This is a genomic window from Microbacterium sp. NPDC090007 (genome assembly GCF_044748345.1).
Lineage (GTDB): Bacteria > Actinomycetota > Actinomycetes > Actinomycetales > Microbacteriaceae > Microbacterium.
This window is the reverse complement of sequence record NZ_JBIVFV010000004.1, coordinates 256667-274995: the sequence shown is the minus strand read 5'-3', so window position 1 is coordinate 274995 and position 18329 is coordinate 256667. Positions and strand designations below refer to the sequence as shown.

At 68.9% G+C, this 18329-nt stretch carries 16 protein-coding genes; 13 read left to right on the top strand and 3 right to left on the bottom strand.

Annotated elements, in window-relative coordinates; genetic code table 11:
• Window positions 1-19 precede the first annotated feature (19 nt).
• On the bottom strand, window positions 20-844 hold the full coding sequence (locus ACIPVB_RS14400) for a CPBP family intramembrane glutamic endopeptidase (RefSeq protein ID WP_400369769.1): 825 nt from the start codon (window positions 842-844) through the stop codon (window positions 20-22).
• Window positions 845-1005: 161 nt separating this feature from the next.
• On the opposite strand from ACIPVB_RS14400, the gene ACIPVB_RS14395 reads away from it, so the two are divergent.
• The 10 genes from ACIPVB_RS14395 to typA all read left to right on the top strand — a co-directional run bounded on the left by ACIPVB_RS14395 (window position 1006) and on the right by typA (window position 14959).
• A complete protein-coding gene (locus ACIPVB_RS14395; RefSeq protein ID WP_400369767.1) occupies window positions 1006-2628 on the top strand; it encodes an ABC transporter substrate-binding protein in 1623 nt (540 codons plus the stop codon).
• A gap of 147 nt (window positions 2629-2775) precedes the next feature.
• Window positions 2776-3705: an ABC transporter permease gene (locus ACIPVB_RS14390; protein WP_400369766.1), complete on the top strand. Its 930-nt coding sequence runs from the start codon at window positions 2776-2778 to the stop codon at window positions 3703-3705.
• Window positions 3695-4645: an ABC transporter permease gene (locus tag ACIPVB_RS14385; RefSeq protein ID WP_400369765.1), complete on the top strand. Its 951-nt coding sequence runs from the start codon at window positions 3695-3697 to the stop codon at window positions 4643-4645. Before ACIPVB_RS14390 ends, ACIPVB_RS14385 begins: the two co-directional genes overlap by 11 nt.
• Window positions 4642-6312, top strand: coding sequence for an ABC transporter ATP-binding protein (locus ACIPVB_RS14380; protein ID WP_400369764.1), 1671 nt, complete (start codon window positions 4642-4644; stop codon window positions 6310-6312). The genes ACIPVB_RS14385 and ACIPVB_RS14380 overlap by 4 nt, the downstream gene beginning before the upstream one ends.
• Window positions 6313-6350: 38 nt before the next feature.
• Entirely contained in the window at window positions 6351-6899 is a 549-nt protein-coding gene (locus ACIPVB_RS14375; RefSeq protein ID WP_400369763.1) for a hypothetical protein, read from the top strand.
• A gap of 220 nt (window positions 6900-7119) precedes the next feature.
• Window positions 7120-8100 carry an ABC transporter permease gene (locus tag ACIPVB_RS14370; RefSeq protein ID WP_400369762.1) on the top strand — a complete coding sequence of 327 codons (981 nt, stop codon included), beginning with the start codon at window positions 7120-7122 and terminating at the stop codon, window positions 8098-8100.
• A 1-nt stretch (window position 8101) separates the two neighbouring features.
• Entirely contained in the window at window positions 8102-9025 is a 924-nt protein-coding gene (locus tag ACIPVB_RS14365; protein WP_400369761.1) for an ABC transporter permease, read from the top strand.
• The gene (locus ACIPVB_RS14360; RefSeq protein ID WP_400369759.1) at window positions 9018-11210 is read left to right on the top strand and encodes a dipeptide ABC transporter ATP-binding protein; all 2193 of its coding nucleotides are present in this window, start codon (window positions 9018-9020) and stop codon (window positions 11208-11210) included. The genes ACIPVB_RS14365 and ACIPVB_RS14360 overlap by 8 nt, the downstream gene beginning before the upstream one ends.
• A gap of 4 nt (window positions 11211-11214) precedes the next feature.
• Window positions 11215-12894 carry an ABC transporter family substrate-binding protein gene (locus ACIPVB_RS14355; RefSeq protein ID WP_400369758.1) on the top strand — a complete coding sequence of 560 codons (1680 nt, stop codon included), beginning with the start codon at window positions 11215-11217 and terminating at the stop codon, window positions 12892-12894.
• Window positions 12895-13045: 151 nt separating this feature from the next.
• Window positions 13046-14959 carry a translational GTPase TypA gene (gene typA, locus ACIPVB_RS14350; RefSeq protein ID WP_400369757.1) on the top strand — a complete coding sequence of 638 codons (1914 nt, stop codon included), beginning with the start codon at window positions 13046-13048 and terminating at the stop codon, window positions 14957-14959.
• 645 nt (window positions 14960-15604) lie between these two features.
• On the opposite strand, the gene ACIPVB_RS14345 is transcribed toward typA, so the two are convergent.
• The gene (locus tag ACIPVB_RS14345) at window positions 15605-15973 is read right to left on the bottom strand and encodes a DUF2200 domain-containing protein (RefSeq protein WP_400369756.1); all 369 of its coding nucleotides are present in this window, start codon (window positions 15971-15973) and stop codon (window positions 15605-15607) included.
• A gap of 207 nt (window positions 15974-16180) precedes the next feature.
• The gene (locus ACIPVB_RS14340) at window positions 16181-16732 is read right to left on the bottom strand and encodes a helix-turn-helix domain-containing protein (RefSeq protein WP_400369755.1); all 552 of its coding nucleotides are present in this window, start codon (window positions 16730-16732) and stop codon (window positions 16181-16183) included.
• A gap of 65 nt (window positions 16733-16797) precedes the next feature.
• Here ACIPVB_RS14340 and ACIPVB_RS14335 point away from each other — a divergent pair, with 65 nt between their 5' ends.
• From ACIPVB_RS14335 to ACIPVB_RS14325, 3 genes are all read left to right on the top strand, one after another.
• Window positions 16798-17526, top strand: coding sequence for an AzlC family ABC transporter permease (locus ACIPVB_RS14335; RefSeq protein WP_400369754.1), 729 nt, complete (start codon window positions 16798-16800; stop codon window positions 17524-17526).
• On the top strand, window positions 17523-17837 hold the full coding sequence (locus ACIPVB_RS14330) for an AzlD domain-containing protein (protein ID WP_400369753.1): 315 nt from the start codon (window positions 17523-17525) through the stop codon (window positions 17835-17837). Before ACIPVB_RS14335 ends, ACIPVB_RS14330 begins: the two co-directional genes overlap by 4 nt.
• A 79-nt stretch (window positions 17838-17916) precedes the next feature.
• Window positions 17917-18315, top strand: a complete 399-nt coding sequence (locus tag ACIPVB_RS14325) for a histidinol dehydrogenase (RefSeq protein ID WP_400369752.1) — start codon at window positions 17917-17919, stop codon at window positions 18313-18315.
• The last annotated feature ends 14 nt before the right edge of the window (window positions 18316-18329 follow it).

Below are 18329 nucleotides of genomic sequence, written 5' to 3'. Positions count from 1 at the left end.
CGCTCGCCGCCGTGCCGGGTCAGGGGGCGGTGGATGCCGGGGGTGCGAAGATCCCCGGCCACCAGGCCGCCGCCAACGGATAGCCGACGAAGGCGACAATGTCGATGAGGGTGTGCGCAACGACGAGGGGCATGACTCGCCCCCACCGCTTGTAGCACCAGCCGAACACCAGGCCCATCACGACGTTGCCGAGGGCGGAGGGCCACCCCTGGTAGAGGTGGTAGCTGCCGCGCAGCAGCGCGGTCGACACGATGATCCCCGTCCACGACCATCCCAGGCGCCGCAGGCGATCGAAGAGGTAGCCGAGGAAGATGACCTCCTCGGTGAGCCCGGCGCGCAGCGCCGCGAGGACCAGCAGCGTCACCACCCACCACGACGAATCCAGCGGGGCGGGGACGACGGTGATGCTCTGTCCGATCGCCCGGCCGATCGCGTAGACGCCGATGCCCGGTGCACCGATCAGGACGACCAGGACGACGCCGCGCACGAGATCGGAACCGAAGCGGCGGAAGTCGAGGCCGATGCGCCGGAGGGCGTTGTTCGCCGGCTCCCAGAGCAGATACAGCGCCAGGGCCACGAGGGCGAGCGAGAAGAAGATGTCGAGGAACTGGTAGACCGCATCCCACAACGGCTCCGCGCTGCGAGAGGGATTCAGCTGCGTCTGCTGCTGCGAGATCGGCGCGCGGGTCGTCGCACGCACGAACGAGACCACCGAATAGATCGCCGACTGCCCCACGCTGACGAGCAGGACGATCGCGATCTCCCAGGCGAGGCGGGAGCGACGGTAGCCACTGGTCTCGGGGCGGATGACCATGCCGGAGAGCGGAGTGTCAGATTGCGTCATCGACGACCTCTCGAGTAAATCCTTTGTAACGGTTCGTACGTGAACGCGAAGCACGTCGTTCACTTTGCCTAGGGTGTTTCTATCCTGCCCCCGGATGCACTCGATTCCGCGATACCCGTACGAGCGCTCCGCGTGGGCTTTACCCCTTCCCTGGAGGAACTGTGAAGCGCAACAAGCTTGCCCTCACGGGTCTCGCTCTGCTGGGTGTCGTCGGGCTCACGCTCGCCGGCTGCTCCGCAGGTGGCGACGACTCGGGCGACGCCGGTTCGGCGGACGCATCGGCGATCATCACGACCAACGGCTCCGAGCCCGAGAACCCGCTGGTCCCCACCTCGACGAACGAGGTCGGCGGCGGAAAGATCCTGGACGCCATCTTCGCCGGTCTCGTGTCCTACGAGGCCGACGGTGCACCGGTCAACGACATGGCGGAAGAGATCACCGTCAACGACCCGCAGAACATCACCGTGAAGCTGAAGGAGGGTCAGACCTTCACCGACGGCGAAGAGGTGACCGCCGACAACTTCATCAAGGCGTGGAACTACGGTGCGACCGCCTCGAACGAGCAGTACAACAGCTACTTCTTCGAGGACATCGTCGGCTTCAGCTACGACGAGGATTCGGAGCTGACGGGTCTGCAGCAGGTGGACGACTACACGTTCACCATCGCGCTGAACAAGCCGGCTTCGGACTTCGCACTGCGCCTCGGCTACTCCGCCTACTACCCGCTGCCCGACGTCGCCTTCGACGACCTCGCAGCCTTCGGTGAGAACCCGATCGGCAACGGCCCCTACAAGCTCGCGAGCGAGGGCGCCTGGCAGCACAACGTGCAGATCGACCTCGTCAAGAACGAGGACTACCAGGGCGTGCGTCAGGCCCAGAACGGTGGCCTGACCATCTCGTTCTACGCCTCGCAGGATGCCGCGTACGCGGCGCTGCAGGGTGGACAGCTCGACGTGCTCGACGCCGTTCCCCCGTCCGCGCTGGCGTCGTTCGAGGGCGACCTGGGCGAGCGTGCCGTCAACCAGCCCGCGGCCGTGTTCCAGTCGTTCACCATCCCCGGCCGCCTCGAGCACTTCTCGGGCGAAGAGGGCAAGCTGCGTCGTGCCGCGATCTCGCACGCGATCAACCGCGAAGAGATCACCTCGACGATCTTCCAGGGCACCCGCACCCCGGCGACCGACTTCACCTCGCCGGTCATCGACGGCTGGTCGGACAGCCTGGAGGGCTCCGACGTCCTGCAGTTCGACGCCGACCAGGCGAAGGAGCTGTGGGCTCAGGCCGACGCCATCAACCCCTGGACCGGCTCGTTCCAGATCGCGTACAACGCCGACGGCGGACACGACCAGTGGGTCGACGCGATCTCAAACCAGCTCGCCACCACCCTCGGCATCGACGCGTCGGGCGCCCCGTACCCGACGTTCGCCGAGCTGCGTGCCCAGGTGAACAACGACACCATCGCCACCCCGTTCCGCAGCGGATGGCAGGCCGACTACCCCGGTCTGTACAACTTCCTCGGACCGCTGTACGCCACCAACGCGGGATCGAACGACGGTGACTACTCGAACCCCGAGTTCGACCGTCTGCTCTCGGAGGGCATCTCGAGCACCGACCTGGCAGAGGCCAACCGCCTCTTCGGCGAGGCGCAGACCGTCCTCTTCGAGGACCTCCCCGCCATCCCGCTGTGGTACTCCAACGTCACCGGTGGGTACGCGGAGACGGTTCAGAACGTGGAGTTCGGCTGGAACTCCGTGCCGCTGTTCCACGAAATCACCAAGGTCAGCTAACATCGCCTGATCACAACACACACGCGAGGCGGTGACTGTCGTCACCGCCTCGCGTCGCGTGTCCTGGCCGTGCATCGTCACCCCCGCAGCACGGCTTTCGTGCGGTGCCGCATCCGAGGCACCCAATCACCCTGAAGGGAGACGAGGGTGGGCTATTACATCCTCCGAAGACTCCTGCAGGTCATACCGGTGTTCTTCGGTGCGACGCTGCTGATCTATTTCATGGTCTTCGCCATGCCCGGCGATCCGATCCTGGCGCTGTTCGGCGACCGGACGCCGAACCCGGCGCTTCTCGAGCAGATCCGCGATCAGTACCACCTGAACGATCCGTTCATCGTGCAGTACTTCTACTACATCACCGGCGTCCTGCAGGGCGACTTCGGCATCAGCTTCTCGGGCCAGCCGGTCAACGACATCCTGGTGCGCGCCATCCCCATCACGTTGCGCCTGGCCGTCATGGCCATCGCGATCGAGCTGGCCCTGGCCATCATCATCGGAACGCTCTCGGCGCTGCGCAAGGGTGGCGTCTTCGACAACGTCTCGCTCGTCATCGCGCTCCTGTTCGTGGCCGTCCCCGTCTTCGTCCTGGCCTTCATCGCGCAGTACTTCCTCGCGATCCAGTTCGGATGGTTCCGGGCCACCGTGGGTGGTCAGAACGACTGGGGCGACCTGTGGTTGCCCGCTCTCGTTCTGGGTTTCAGCCTGTACGCCACGAGCATGCGACTGACGCGCGCGTCGGTCATCGACACGCTCAACCAGGACTGGGTCCGCACCGCCTACAGCAAGGGACTGCCGCGACGCCGCGTCATCCCCGTCCACGTGCTGCGCAACTCGCTCATCCCCGTGATCACCAACAGCGCGACCAACTTCGGTGTGCTGATGGTCGGCGCCACGGTGACCGAGGGCATCTTCAACATCCCCGGCGTGGGAGGAACGCTCTACCAGGCGACCATCCGCCAGGAGGGTCCGACGGTGGTGTCCTTCGTGACGGTGTTCGTCGTCTTCTACGTGCTCATCAACCTGGTCGTCGATCTGCTCTACGGTCTGCTCGATCCGAGGATCCGCTATGCCAAGTAACCGCTTCTCTTCACCGCACTACGTCGCGCCCGTCCGGACCGACACGATCACCGTCGATGCCGTCCGCATCGACGACAAGCCGCGCAGCCTCTGGGCCGACGCCTGGCGCGACATGCGCCGCCGACCGACCTTCTGGATCACCTCCGCGGTCGTGTTCGTCGTCGTCCTCATGGCGCTCTTCCCGACCCTGTTCACCCAGGTGGAGCCGACCGGAGCAGGCTGTTCGCTGTCCAACAGCAACGCGGGCCCGGCCGCCGGCCACCCGCTCGGGTTCACCCTGCAGGGCTGCGACATCTACGCCCGAATCGTCTGGGGTGCTCGTACCTCGTTGCTCGTCGGCTTCCTCGCCACGGCGATCGGCACGATCATCGGCACGATCATGGGCGCCGTCGCAGGCTTCTACGGGGGCTGGACCGATTCGGTCCTCTCGCGCGTGGGCGACGTGTTCTTCACGATCCCCTACGTGCTCGCGGCCATCGTCGTCATGAGCGTGTTCTCGCAGAATCGCACGCCGCTGGTGCTCGCCTTCGCCATCGGCGGGTTCGCCTGGGCCTCCACCGCCCGTGTCGTCCGCGCCGAGATCCTCCGCGTGCGTCAGGCCGACTACATCACCGCCAGCCGGTCACTCGGCCTGTCGCGCTTGCGCACCCTCGTGTCGCACGCGCTGCCGAACGCTCTGGCCCCCGTGATCGTGGTCACCACGATCACGCTGGGCGCGGCGATCTCGGCCGAAGCCACCCTGTCGTTCCTCGGACTCGGCCTGGGAAGCCAGGTCATGTCGTGGGGCCTCGACATCGGTCAGGCGCAGTCGTCGTTGCGTGTGGCGCCGATGGCACTGATCTACCCGTCGATCGCCCTGACCGTCACGGTCCTGGCGTTCATCATCCTGGGCGAGCTGCTGCGAGACGCCCTCGACCCGAAGGCGAGGGCTCGTCGATGAACGCGCCTACCCCCGCAACCGCACCCCTGCTCAGCATCCGCGACCTCAAGGTCGCCTTCACCGCGGGCAAGACGTCGCGTCAGGTGCTGCACGGAGTCAGTCTCGACATCCACGCCGGTGAGACCCTGGCGATCGTGGGCGAATCGGGCTCGGGAAAGTCCACGACCGCCGCGGCGATCATCAACCTGCTGCCCGGAACCGGTCACGTCACCGGAGGCTCGATCACGCTCGAAGGTCGGGAACTCACCGATCTCTCGCTGGCGCAGATGGAGTCCGTGCGCGGTCGCGAGATCGGCTTCGTCCCGCAGGACCCGATGTCCAACCTCAATCCGGTGTGGAGCATCGGCTTCCAGGTCAAGGAGGCGATCCGTGCGAACGGCATCGCCACCGGGCGTAAAGAGGTCGAGCAGCGCGCCATCGAGGTTCTGAAGCAGGCGGGTCTGTCGGACGCGGAACGGCGTCTGCACCAGTTCCCGCACCAGTTCTCGGGCGGTATGCGCCAGCGCGCGTTGATCAGCATCGGCCTCGCCGCCGACCCGAAACTGCTGATCGCCGACGAGCCGACGTCGGCCCTCGACGTGACGGTGCAGCGCGTGATCCTCGATCACATGGCGAGCCTCACCCGGGAGCGGGGCACCTCGGTGCTGCTGATCACCCACGACCTGGGTCTGGCCGCCGAGCGCGCCGACACCATCGTCGTGATGAACCAGGGTGAGATCGTCGAGTCGGGACCGAGCCGGGAGATCCTCGAGAACCCGCAGCACCCCTACACGCAGCGATTGGTCGCGGCAGCGCCGAGCATCGCCTCGAAGCGCATCCAGGCGTCGGTCGAGGACCGGGGCATCGTGCACGAGTCCGACATCGACGCGCCGGCCACCGTCCGGGTGACCGACCTGGTCAAGGAGTACAAGATCCGCCAGGGCGGATTCCGCAGCGAGCAGTTCCGTGCCGTCGACGGGGTCTCGTTCGAGATTCCGCGCGGTAAGACGTTGGCGCTGGTGGGCGAATCGGGCTCGGGCAAATCGACCATCGCCAAGATGGTCCTCAAGCTCGAGGACCCCACGTCGGGCACGATCGAGATCGACGGCGTCGACACCGGTGGACTGTCGGCGAAGGACACCTTCGCCCTGCGTCGGCGGATGCAGCCGGTGTTCCAGGACCCGTACGGCTCGCTCGACCCCCAGCGCAGCATCGGGAGTCTGATCTCGGAGCCGCTGAACATTCACAAGGTGGGGGATTCGGCTTCGCGTCGCGCCCGGGTGAAGGAACTGCTCGAGCAGGTGGCGTTGCCGCAGGAACTCGCGGCCCGGTACCCGAACGAGCTGTCCGGCGGTCAGCGTCAGCGCGTGGCCATCGCGCGCGCACTCGCGCTCAAGCCCGACATCCTCGTCCTCGACGAGGCCGTCTCGGCACTCGACGTGCTGGTGCAGGCGCAGATCCTCCAGCTGCTGGCGGAGTTGCAGGCCGAGCTCGGCCTGACGTACCTGTTCATCACGCACGACCTCGCCGTCGTCCGCGTCGCCGCCGACCTGGTGTGCGTCATGGAGCGCGGCAAGCTCGTGGAGCAGGGGACGGTCGACGAGATCTTCGCGCAGCCCGCGCAGGAGTACACCCGTCGTCTGCTGGACGCGATCCCCGGCGCGTCGCTGTCGTTGGGCGGCGCGTGACGCGTGACGAGCGCTATCGGGGCGCGGAGCATCCTCGGGTGTTCCGCGCCCCCTCCGCCGTCGTCGGGCTGATCCTCGCGGCGTCCCTGGCGGCGGTCCTGCTGGGGGATGCCGCGCTGCGCGCCGGCGTCGGCGAGATGCTGCTGATCGCCCCGTGGGTGCTGCTGGCGGTGTGGGGCGTGTACGCGCTCCTGTTCGCACCGCACGTGCGCATCGACGCCCACGGCATCCGCATCCACAACCCCCTGCGCATCACGCGGGTCGCCTGGGCGCGGGTGACCGACATCGACATGCGCTGGCAGCTCGAGGTGCACACCGATGAGCCGCGCGTGGTCAAGGCCATCGGCGGACCGGTCGCCGGACGACCGGGGCGCCCGGCGCTGCGACGTGACGAGGAGCGGTCCCGGCGCGAACCTCCCGCCATCCGCGACCTGATCGTCATTCAGGACGCGTGGGAGTCCGCCCGCCCGACGGCGGATCCCGAGGGTGTCGTCCGTCGTGTCTGGGATATTCCCTCGGTCATTTCCCTGGCGGTTCTGATCGTCTGGGTTATTATCGCTTTGTTCATCTCCGGCGGTGTTCGCTGAGCGCAGTGCTGCGCTCGACGTGAGCCGTCGTGGCAAAGCGCCATGTAAGAGCTTTGTTACGGTCGTGAAAAGTGTGTTCCCCCGGCACACGTTCCGCGAAAAGCCGACGTAGGGTCGCTGAAGATCCTTAGCAAGGCGAACGAAAAAGCGGGGATCTCGACGGCGAGAGGACCACCATGATGCAGACCATCGACACGTTCCGGACGGGCTGCCGCACGTCATGACGCTGTACGTTCTGCGCCGGTTCCTGAACTACGCGGTCCTGAGCCTTCTGGCGACGTGCCTCGCGTACGTGCTGGGCAGCGCTCTGCTGCGTCCGCAGGACCGCTTCTACGGGATGAACCCGCGTCCGCCGGAGGACTCGATCATCGCGAGTCTGAACAACCTCGGCGCCAACCCCGACGTCCCGATCATCGTGCGCCTGTGGACCTGGCTCGTGAACCTGTTCACCAAGTTCTCGCTCGGGACCACGATCGGCGGGCAGGACGTCGTCACCGAGATCGCCGCCCGCGCCGGCACCAGCCTGCGCCTGCTGCTGATCGGCTCGCTCATCGGCGCCGTGGTGGGCGTGCTCATCGGCGTGTGGGGTGCGGTGCGCCAGTACCGCGCGAGCGACCAGGTCACCACGTACGCCTCGTACCTCGTGTTCGCGACGCCGACGTTCGTCATCGGCGTGCTGCTGATGATCGCGGCGACGGGCTTCAACAACGCCGTGGGGGCTCAGGTCATCCGCTTCACGGGCGAGTACACCGCCGGTATCGAGGGGTTCTGGCCGACGGTCGTCGATCGAGCGGTCCACCTGCTGCTGCCGACCCTCGCGCTCGTGCTCATCAGCGCGGCCTCGTACTCTCGCTACCAGCGCAGCATGATGCTCGACGTGCTGGGTGCCGACTACATCCGCACGGCCCGCGCCAAGGGGCTGCCCCGCACCCAGGCGCTCTTCCGCCACGGCGTGCGCATCGCGCTCATCCCGATGTCGACCTTCTTCGCCTACAGCTTCGGCACGCTGATCGCCGGCTCCACGATGCTCGAGATCGTCTTCTCGTGGCGCGGCATGGGGCAGTTCCAGCTCAACGCCGTCACGCAGCAGGACATCAACGCGGTGGCCGGATCGACGCTCTTCGTCGCGGTGCTCGTGCTGTTGTCGTCGACCCTGTCCGAAGTGCTGTACGCAGCCCTCGACCCGAGAGTGAGGAGCTGACATGACCATGCAGGAAGAAGCCCTCGACGGCACGCTCGTCGCGACGAGCCCCGTGACCCGCGAGCGCAAGCCGCTCTCGCGCGGAGCACTCGTCCGCGCGCGGCTGCGCAAGATGCCCCGGTTCTGGGTGGGGGCGAGCATCCTGGTGTTCATCGTGCTCTGGGCCTTCATCGGGCCGCTGCTCTATCCGTACGACGCCAGCGAGCGCGATTTCCTCAACGTCGGGCTCGGCCCGACCCAGCTGCACTGGTTCGGCACGAACGGCATCGGTCAGGACATCTACGCGCAGACCCTGGTCGGTCTGCAGAAGTCGCTGATCATCGGTGCCCTCGCCGGCATCGGCGCGACCCTCATCGCCGCGGCGGTCGGGTCGGTCGCGGGGTATCTGGGCGGAAAGACGGATGCCGTCATCGGCTGGATCATCCACCTGCTGCTGGTGATCCCGTCGTTCTTCATCCTGGTACTGCTGAGCCCGTTGACCCGCGGCCTGTCGTGGCTCGCGCTGACGTTCTTCCTCGCGGCGTTCAGCTGGATGATCCTCGCGCAGGTCGTGCGCAACCAGACCCGCTCGCTGCGCAACCGCGACTTCGTCCGCGCCGCACGCTACATGGGCATGCCCACCCGGCAGATCCTGGGGCGCCACATCATCCCCAACATCGCGTCGCTGCTCATCATCGACGCGACCCTCGGCATCGTGGCGGCCATCATGGCCGAGACCTCGCTGAGCTACTTCGGTTTCGGAGTGCAGCCGCCGGACGTGTCGCTGGGCACGCTCCTGGCCGCCGGTACCTCCGCCGCCGTCACCCGTCCGTGGCTGTTCGTCTACCCCGCCGGCGTACTGATCGTGCTGCTCCTGGCCATCAGCCTCATCGGCGACGCCCTGCGCGACGCCATCGACCCCACCTCGGGAGCGAACCGTGACTGACACCCGTCCCGCCACCACGCCCTCCACGACCGGACGGTCGCCGCTGCTGTCGGTGCGCGACCTCAGCGTCACCTTCCCCCAGCGCGAGGGCAACGCCGTGCGCGCCGTCCGCGGCATCTCGTACGACGTGCACGAGGGCGAGTTCCTCGGCATCGTCGGCGAGTCCGGCTCGGGCAAGAGCGTGTCCTCGCTGGCGGTCATGGGCCTGCTGCCCTCGAACGCCCGTGTCGAGGGCGACATCGTCTACGACGGGCGATCCCTGCTGTCGATGAACGACGCACAGCTGTCCAAGATCCGCGGCGCGGAACTCGCGATGGTCTTCCAGGACCCGCTGTCGGCACTGACCCCGGTCTACACGGTCGGCGAGCAGATCTCCGAGGGGCTGCGGCTGCACGACCGGGCCCTGTCCGCCCAGGCCGCCCACGCCCGCAGCGTCGAGCTGCTCAAGCTCGTCGGCATCCCGGATGCCGAGCGCCGGGCCCGCGCGTACCCGCACGAGTTCTCGGGCGGTATGCGTCAGCGCGCGATGATCGCCATGGCGATCGCGAACGATCCGCGCGTCATCATCGCCGACGAGCCGACCACCGCCCTCGACGTCACGATCCAGGCGCAGATCCTCGAGGTCCTGCAGACGGCGCGAGAGGTGACGGGCGCCGCCGTCGTGCTCATCACCCACGACCTCGGCGTCGTCGCCGGCCACGCCGACCGGGTCGCGGTCATGTACGCCGGAAAGCTGGTCGAGCGGGGCTCGGTCGACGAGATCTTCCACGACCCGCACATGCCCTACACCGTGGGGTTGCTGCGATCGGTGCCCAACATGCAGACCGCGGGTTCGCACCGCCTCGTCCCGCTCGAGGGGCGCCCGCCGTCGCTGGCGAACCTGCCGAAGGGCTGCCCCTTCGCGGCGCGGTGCCCGATCGCCGTCGACGCCTGCCACGATGTCGAGCCCGAGCTGGTGGTGCACGGCAGCGACCCCGATCACGTCTCGGCCTGCATCCGCGCCGACGAGATCGCGTCGGGCGCGCTCGCCCGACCCGACATCTTCCCCCGCCCCGCGGCGCTGGGCGAGATCCCGCCGCTGCGACCCGAGGTGACCCCCGCGGTCGCGGTGAAAGACCTGGTCAAGCACTTCCCTCTGATGAAGGGGGCCGTCTTCCCGCGTCGTATCGGAACGGTGCGCGCGGTCGACGGCATCTCGTTCTCGATCCAACCCGGTCGCACGATGGGCCTCGTGGGGGAGTCCGGGTGCGGCAAGACCACGACGATCCTCGAGATCATGGAGATGGTCGCGCCGCAGAGCGGCAGCATCCACATCAACGGCACCGATGTGGCATCCGTCAGCCGCAAGGACAAGGCGACGCTGCGCAAGGGCATCCAGATCGTCTTCCAAGACCCGATGGGGGCGATCGATCCGCGCCTGCCGGTCGGCGAGGTCATCACGGAGCCGTTGCTGGTCCAAGGCGTGCCGCGCGCCGAGCGCGACCGCAAGATGACGGAGCTGCTCGAACTCGTCGGGCTGGACCCGAACATGTCCGACCGCTACCCGCACGAATTCTCGGGCGGTCAGCGCCAGCGCATCGGCATCGCCCGCGCGCTGGCGACCGACCCCGCGGTCGTCGTCCTCGATGAGCCCGTGTCGGCCCTGGACGTGTCGATCCAGGCGGGCGTGATCAACCTGCTCGAAGACCTCAAGGAGCGACTCGGGCTGTCGTTCCTCTTCGTGGCGCACGACCTCGCGGTGGTGCGCCAGATCGCCGACGACGTCGCCGTGATGTACCTCGGCCGCATCGTCGAGCAGGGGCCGGTCGACCAGGTGTTCGACGACCCGCGGCATCCGTACACCAAGGCCCTCATCTCGGCGGCTCCCATCCCGGATCCGCGCATCGAGCGCCAGCGCACCCGCATCCTGCTGGACGGAGACCTGCCCAGCCCCACGCAGGAGATCTCGGGATGCCGTTTCCGCACGCGCTGCCCGCTGTACCGCCTGCTGCCCGACGCCGACCGGCGCCGGTGCGACTCCGACGACCCCGGTCTGCGTGCTTCGGCGCACTCCGAGGTGGCGTGCCACTACGCCGAACGGTCCGACCTCGTCCTCGAGACGGCGGCGGCCGGTTCCCCCCGAACGTCTTCGATCGGCGGCACCACGTCGTCGAAGACCCTCCCTGATCACCAACGAGAGGATTGATCACATGCAGATCCGCAAAGCGAAGGGGCTCGGCGCGCTCGCGCTGCTGAGCGCCGCCGCCCTGGCGATCGCCGGGTGCGCACCCGGCAACACCGCGGCGCCCTCGGCCAACCCCGACGACTTGAATTCGCTGCCCTCGACCGCGTGGGTGCGTGCCGATGCCGCCGGTGTCCAGGACGGCGGAACGGTGACCCTCGCCGTCAGCGCCCTCCCCGTGAACTGGAACACCCTCCAGATCGACGGCAACGAGGCGGACACCAACGACATCGCGGACACGATGCGCGGTGGCCCGTTCAAGATCAGCGAGAACGGCGAGCCGGTCCTCGACGAGAATTACGCCAGCTCCGCCGAACTCACCAGCGAGGACCCGCAGACGGTCCGCATCCAGCTCAACCCCGATGCGGTCTGGGAGGACGGCTCGCCCATCACCGTCGCCGACTACATCGCGACGTGGCAGTCGAGCAACGGCACGAACCCCGAGTACATCCCGGTGTCGACGTCGGGCTGGGATCAGATCGAATCCATCGAGCAGGGCGAGAACGAGTACGACGTGGTCGTGACCTTCTCCTCGCCCTACGCGGATTGGCAGGGTCTCTTCTTGTACGTCCTGAAGGCGAGCGTCGCCAGCGACCCCGCCACCTTCAACACCGGCTTCACCTCGCAGGCGGTGCCGTCGTCGGGCCCGTTCCGCGTGTCGTCCCTGGACACCACCGGCGGCGTCGTCACCCTCGAGCGCAACCCGAACTGGTGGGGCGAGACGCCCAAGCTCGACACGATCGTGTTCCGCGCGGTCACGCAGGACCAGCAGGGTTCCTCGTTCAGCAACGGTGAGATCGACGGCCTGTACATCTCGGCCAGCGCCGACCTGTACCAGACGGCGCAGAACGTCGCGGGCGCCGAGATCCAGGCCTCGAACGGCTTGACGTGGACGCACATCACGATGAACGCCTCCAGCGGGCCCCTGGCGGACGTCAACGTCCGCAAGGCGGTGGCCTCGATCGTCAACCGCGAGCAGATCGCGAACACCGCGAACTCGCCCGTCGGCGTTCCGGCGATCACGCAGGGCAGCTTCGTCTTCATGCCCGGTCAGGACGGGTACACCGACCAGGCGCTGCCGTACGACCCCGAGGCGGGTGCGGGCTTCCTCGAGGAGGCCGGCTACACGCAGGAGGGAGAGTCCTGGACGAAGGACGGTCAGCCGCTCGAGCTCACCGTGACGGTGCCCGCCGACACGGCGACCAACGTGCAGCGCGCCGAGCAGATCCTCGCCGACCTCGGCGAGTTCGGCATCCCCGTCGAACTGGTGTCGGTCCCGGTGGGCGGCTACTTCAGTGACTACATCATCCCCGGGGACTTCGAGATGGTGACCTTCTCGTGGGTCGGCACCCCGTTCCCCATCTCCTCGACCGAGTCGCTGTTCTCTCCCGTGGACTCGGAGCAGAACTTCACCGGCATCACCGATGAGCGCCTGGAGGGTCTGTGGGAAGAGGCCAACACCGAGCTCGACCCGGCGGCGCGCCTGGAGACTGCGGCGGAGATCGACAAGGTGCTGTGGGAGTACGTGCCGATCGTCCCGATCGCACCGCTGCCGAACGTGTACGCCGTCGCGGACGGCCTCGTGAACTGGGGCGCCACCCAGTTCGAGACCATCGACTGGTCGTTGGTGGGCTGGGCCGCAGAGTAAGCCGCGGCGGGGGCGGGATCCTTCGGGGTCCCGCCCCTTTCGCATGCCCCGGACGCTTCCTGAACGTCACCTGCCGGGAGTGTCGCGGGCGCCCGGTAGACTGGGACGGCCCGATTCCGGGCGCAACCCCTAAATTTCCTGGAGACCCTCCATGGCGCACGCCCTTCGTCCTGACCTCCGTAACGTCGCGATCGTCGCGCACGTCGACCACGGCAAGACGACCCTCGTCGACGCCATGCTCCGCCAGACCGGCTCGTTCGGCGACCACGCGCACGTCGAGGAGCGCGCGATGGACTCCAACGACCTGGAGCGCGAGAAGGGCATCACGATCCTCGCAAAGAACACGGCGATCACCTACAACGGCCTCCACACCGAGGTCCCGGTGACCATCAACGTCATCGACACCCCCGGTCACGCCGACTTCGGCGGCGAGGTCGAGCGCGGTCTGTCGATGGTCGACGGCGTCGTGCTGCTCGTCGACGCGTCCGAGGGCCCGCTGCCCCAGACGCGCTTCGTGCTGCGCAAGGCCCTCGAGGCCAAGCTCCCCGTCATCCTCCTGGTCAACAAGACCGACCGTCCCGACGCGCGCATCGCCGAGGTCGAAGAAGAGGCCCACGACCTGCTGCTGGGCCTGGCGTCCGACCTGGTCGACGACGTGCCCGACCTCGATGTCGACGCCCTGCTCGACGTCCCGGTGGTCTACGCCTCGGGTCGGGCGGGAGCGGCATCCCTCACCCGTCCCGACAACGGCGCGCTGCCCGACAACGACGACCTCGAGCCGCTGTTCGGGGCGATCCTCGAGCACGTGCCGGCACCCGCCTACGACGACGAGGCGCCTCTGCAGGCCTGGGTCACCAACCTCGACTCCTCGCCGTTCCTGGGTCGTCTCGCGCTGCTGCGCGTGTTCAACGGCACGCTGAAGAAGGGCCAGACCGTGGCGTGGGTGCGCGCCGACGGCACCACCAGCAACGCCCGGATCACCGAGCTGCTCAAGACCCGCGCCCTCGAGCGCTACCCCGCCGAAGACGCCGGCCCCGGTGACATCGTCGCCATCGCCGGTTTCCCCGACATCACGATCGGCGAGACCATCGCCGACCCCGAGGACGTCCGCCCGCTCAAGGCGATCACGGTCGACGACCCCGCCATCTCGATGACGATCGGCACCAACACCTCGCCGCTGATGGGCAAGGTCAAGGGCCACAAGCTCACCGCGCGCATGGTCAAGGACCGCCTCGACCGCGAGCTCATCGGTAACGTCTCGCTCAAGGTCGTCGACATCGGGCGTCCGGATGCGTGGGAGGTCCAGGGTCGCGGCGAGCTCGCCCTGGCGATCCTCGTCGAGAACATGCGCCGCGAGGGCTTCGAGCTCACCGTCGGCAAGCCCCAGGTGGTCACCAAGCGCGGTGAGGACGGCAAGCTCAAGGAGCCGTTCGAGCACCTGACCATCGACGCCCCCGAGGAGCACCTGGGCGCGATCACGCAGCTCATGGCCGCCCGCAAGGGCCGCATGGACAACATGACCAACCACGGCACCGGCTGGGTGCGCATGGAGTTCGTCGTGCCCTCGCGCGGGCTCATCGGCTTCCGCAGCGAGTTCCTGACGATCACGCGCGGCACCGGTATCGCCAACGCCATCTCGCACGGCTACGACGACTGGGCCGGGTCCATCACGACCCGCCAGAACGGCTCGATCGTCGCCGACCGCATGGGCGTCGTCACCCCCTTCGCGATGATCGCCCTGCAGGAGCGCATGAGCTTCTTCGTGCAGCCGACCGAAGAGGTCTACGAGGGCATGGTCATCGGCGAGAACTCGCGCGCCGACGACATGGACGTCAACATCACCAAAGAGAAGAAGCTCACGAACATGCGTTCGTCGACCTCGGACTCCTTCGAGTCGATGACGCCCCCGCGCGTGCTCACGCTCGAGGAGTCGCTGGAGTTCGCCCGCGATGACGAATGCGTCGAGGTCACGCCCGAGAAGGTGCGGATCCGCAAGGTCGTCCTCGACGCGACCGAGCGTGGCCGCGCCGCCTCGCGACTGAAGCGACAGGACGCCAACGCGTAAGCGTCTCATCCCCTCGAACGACCCCGCCCCGCTTCGCGCGCGGCGGGGTCGTTCGCGTTCCGGGCGTCCGACGGCGGCGTCGGGAAGGCCCGTGCAGCGGGGTCGGGCGTCCCGGCCGCGCAGGTTTCGAGTGGGGTGGGCGGCATCCGGATGCCGCGGGCGTACACGGCTGCGGGGATCCGGGCCGGCGCGCCGGGCTCCGGGTCGCGCGGGCGTACACCGCTGCGGGGATTCCGGCTGGCGCGCGGGGGGCATCCGGATGCGGGCGAACACAGGTGCGGGAATTCCGGCGGGCGCGCGGGGCTCCGGGTCGCGCGGGCGTACACGGCTGCGGGGATTCCGGCTGGCGCGCGGGGGGCATCCGGATGCCGCGGGCGAACACAGGTGCGGGAATTCCGGCGGGCGCGCGGGGCTCCGGGTCGCGCGGGCGTACACGGCTGCGGGGATTCGGCTGGCGCGCGGAGGGCATCCGGATGCCGCGGGCGAACACAGGTGCGGGAATTCCGGCCGGCGCGCCGGGCTCCGGGTCGCGCGGGCGGCGTGTCGTCCTGATTTCCCGCTGTTGTGCGCGCCGCGGACGCGCGCGGCGGACGCGCGCGGCGGACGCGCGCGGCGAACGCGCGCCGTGCACCTGCGCCGCGCGGTTCAGCCGGAAGCGGGCGCGCTGGACGCGCCGGCGCGCATCACTTTGGCGACGGGCTTGCCCTTCGCCAGTTCGTCGACCACCTTGTCGAGCAGCCGGATGCGGTACATCAGCGGGTCCTGGACCTGCTCGACGCGCACGCCGCAGACCACGCCGGTCACCCGGGAGGCGTCGGCGGTGAGCCGGGCGTCGTCGAAGAACTCGCGGAACGTGGTCGTCCCCGTCGCGTGGCGGGCGAGCTCCGCCTCGTCGAACCCGGTCAGCCAGCGGATCACCTCGTCGAGTTCGGCGGTGGTGCGTCCTTTCCGCTCGACCTTCGCGACGTAGAGCGGGTAGACCGACGAGAACGGCACCTCGAAGATGCGGGACATGCCTGCACGCTAGCCCCGCCGAGCGCTCCTGTCGACGCCGCAGCGCCTCGTCGCGCAGGCCACGCGGGCACGAACACCGTTGAGTGTCCACGACACGCCGCGCCCGCACGGCCGGCGCGGCGTGTCGTGGACACTCGACGGACCGAGCGACGCGGCGGGTCGCGCGCTGCGGCGGATCGCGCGACGCGGCGGGTCGCGCGCGGCGGGTCAGCGCGACTCGACCACGCAGACGGCGCTCATCCCCGGGGTCAGCGCCTCGAAGACGTGCGGGGCGTCACCGGCGTACGAGAGGTAGTCCCCGGGCGAGAGCTCGAACGGGTCGTCGGCCGGACCGGCCAGGCCCCGGCCCGAGACCATCACCAGGTGCTCGATGGTTCCCCGAGGATGGGGATCCGACCGGCGCGGCGTCCCGGGTTCGGCCGAGAGCAGGTAGATGTCGCGACGCGCGTGAGGCGGGCTCGCCGAAAGCAGGACGGCGATGTAATCGGATGCCGACGAGGCCACGGCCGTGCCGGCCTCGCCGGCGCGGATGAGGGTGGGGGAGTGCGCGCCCTCATCGACCAGATCGGCGAACGTGATCTCGAGGGCCGAGGCCAGGGCCCAGAGCGTCTCGACACTGGGATTGCCGCCGCCGTTCTCGAGCTGCGACACGGTGGCCTTGGCCACTCCGGCGCGCCGCGCGAGCTCCGAGACGCCGAGATCGCGCCTCTCGCGCTCGCGGCGCAGGCTCGAGGCGATGCGGTCGCCGAGATCGCTCATGCGTTCATTATGGCCGCCAATCGTTCGGCTTGACGAACGGACGCTCGGCGTTCACGATGTTGTCCATGCGTTCGCTCCACCGAACACCCGAGGGTCTAGCCACGCGCCAGGGGCTCGCCGTCGCCCTCGCCACCAGTGCCTACGGCATCTCTTTCGGCGCTCTGTCGGTGGCATCGGGCCTGGATGTCTGGCAGACCTGCGTGCTGAGCCTGCTGATGTTCACCGGCGGATCGCAGTTCGCCTTCGTCGGTGTCATCGCCGCCGGGGGAGTGGCGGCCGCGCCCGCGGCGATCGCGTCGTCGGCCCTGCTCGGCGTACGCAACGCCGCGTATGCGATGCGCATGGCCCCCGTCGTCGCCGGTGGGTTCTGGCGCAAGGCGTCCGCGACGCACTTCACGATCGACGAATCGGTCGCGGTGGGACTGGCGCAGGAGGAACCGAGAGCCCGCCAGGCGGGATTCTGGGTCACGGGGGTCGCGATCTGGGTCGGCTGGAATCTCTCGACCCTGCTGGGGGCCCTCCTCGGCGACGTGCTCGGCGACCCGCGCGCGTACGGTCTCGACGCGGCGGCGGCCGGCGCCTTCCTGGCGCTGCTCTGGCCCCGCCTGCGGGGGCGCCAGCCCCTCGCCGTGGCCGCGGGCGCCGCGATCGTCGCCGCCGCCCTCACGCCGTCGCTCATGCCCGGCATCCCCGTCATCGCCGCAGCCGGGGTGGCCGTGGCGGTCGGGCTCTTCGACCCGCGTCGGCCCGCGGCGACGCCGGTGGTCCAGGCCGGAGAAGGCGGGATGCCATGACCCTGTGGACCGCGGTGCTCACGGCATCCCTCGTCTGCGTCGCACTGAAGGCGACCGGGTATCTGCTGCCGGCCCACTGGCTCGACGCGCCCCGCCCGGCGCGGATCGCGGACCTGCTCACCGTGGCGCTGCTCGCCGCGCTGGTGGTCGTGCAGACCGTCGCGGCGGGGCCGGCGATCGTGGTCGACGCGCGATTGCCGGCGGTGGGGGTGGCGGCGGTGCTGCTGTGGGTGCGGGCGCCCTTTCTCATCGTCGTCGCCGGGGCGGCGGTGACCGCCGCGCTGCTGCGGGCGGCCGGTTGGGCGGTGTGACGTGGCGGCGCGTGGACGCCGGACGATCGACCCTCGCGGCTCAGGCGGCGCAGAGGATGCCGCACGTAGACTGACGCGCGTGAGCTCGAGGATCCTGCGCGTCGTCGGCTGGGCTGTCGCCCTGCTGGTGGGGGCGTTCTACGGCGCCGCCGGAACGGTCGGCCAGGCGTTCCTCGTCGGCCCCCTACCCGTGGGGCTGATCCTCGCGACGATCGGCAGCGCGGCTCTGCTCGTGGCCCTGCGCACCCTCACCGGCGACCGCATCAACGCGCTGGCGGGTGGGCTGGGTCTGACCGCTGCGACGGCTCTGTTCTCTCAGGTGGGACCGGGTGGGTCGGCGATCGTCGCCGCCCCCACGGCCGGGACCGAATGGATCCCGCTCGTCTGGACCGTCGTGGGTCCGGCCCTCATGGTGCTCGTGGCGCTGTGGCCCGATTTCACGAAGATGACCGAGACGCCGCGCCCCGCCGGATCATAGGCCCACGGCCCGTC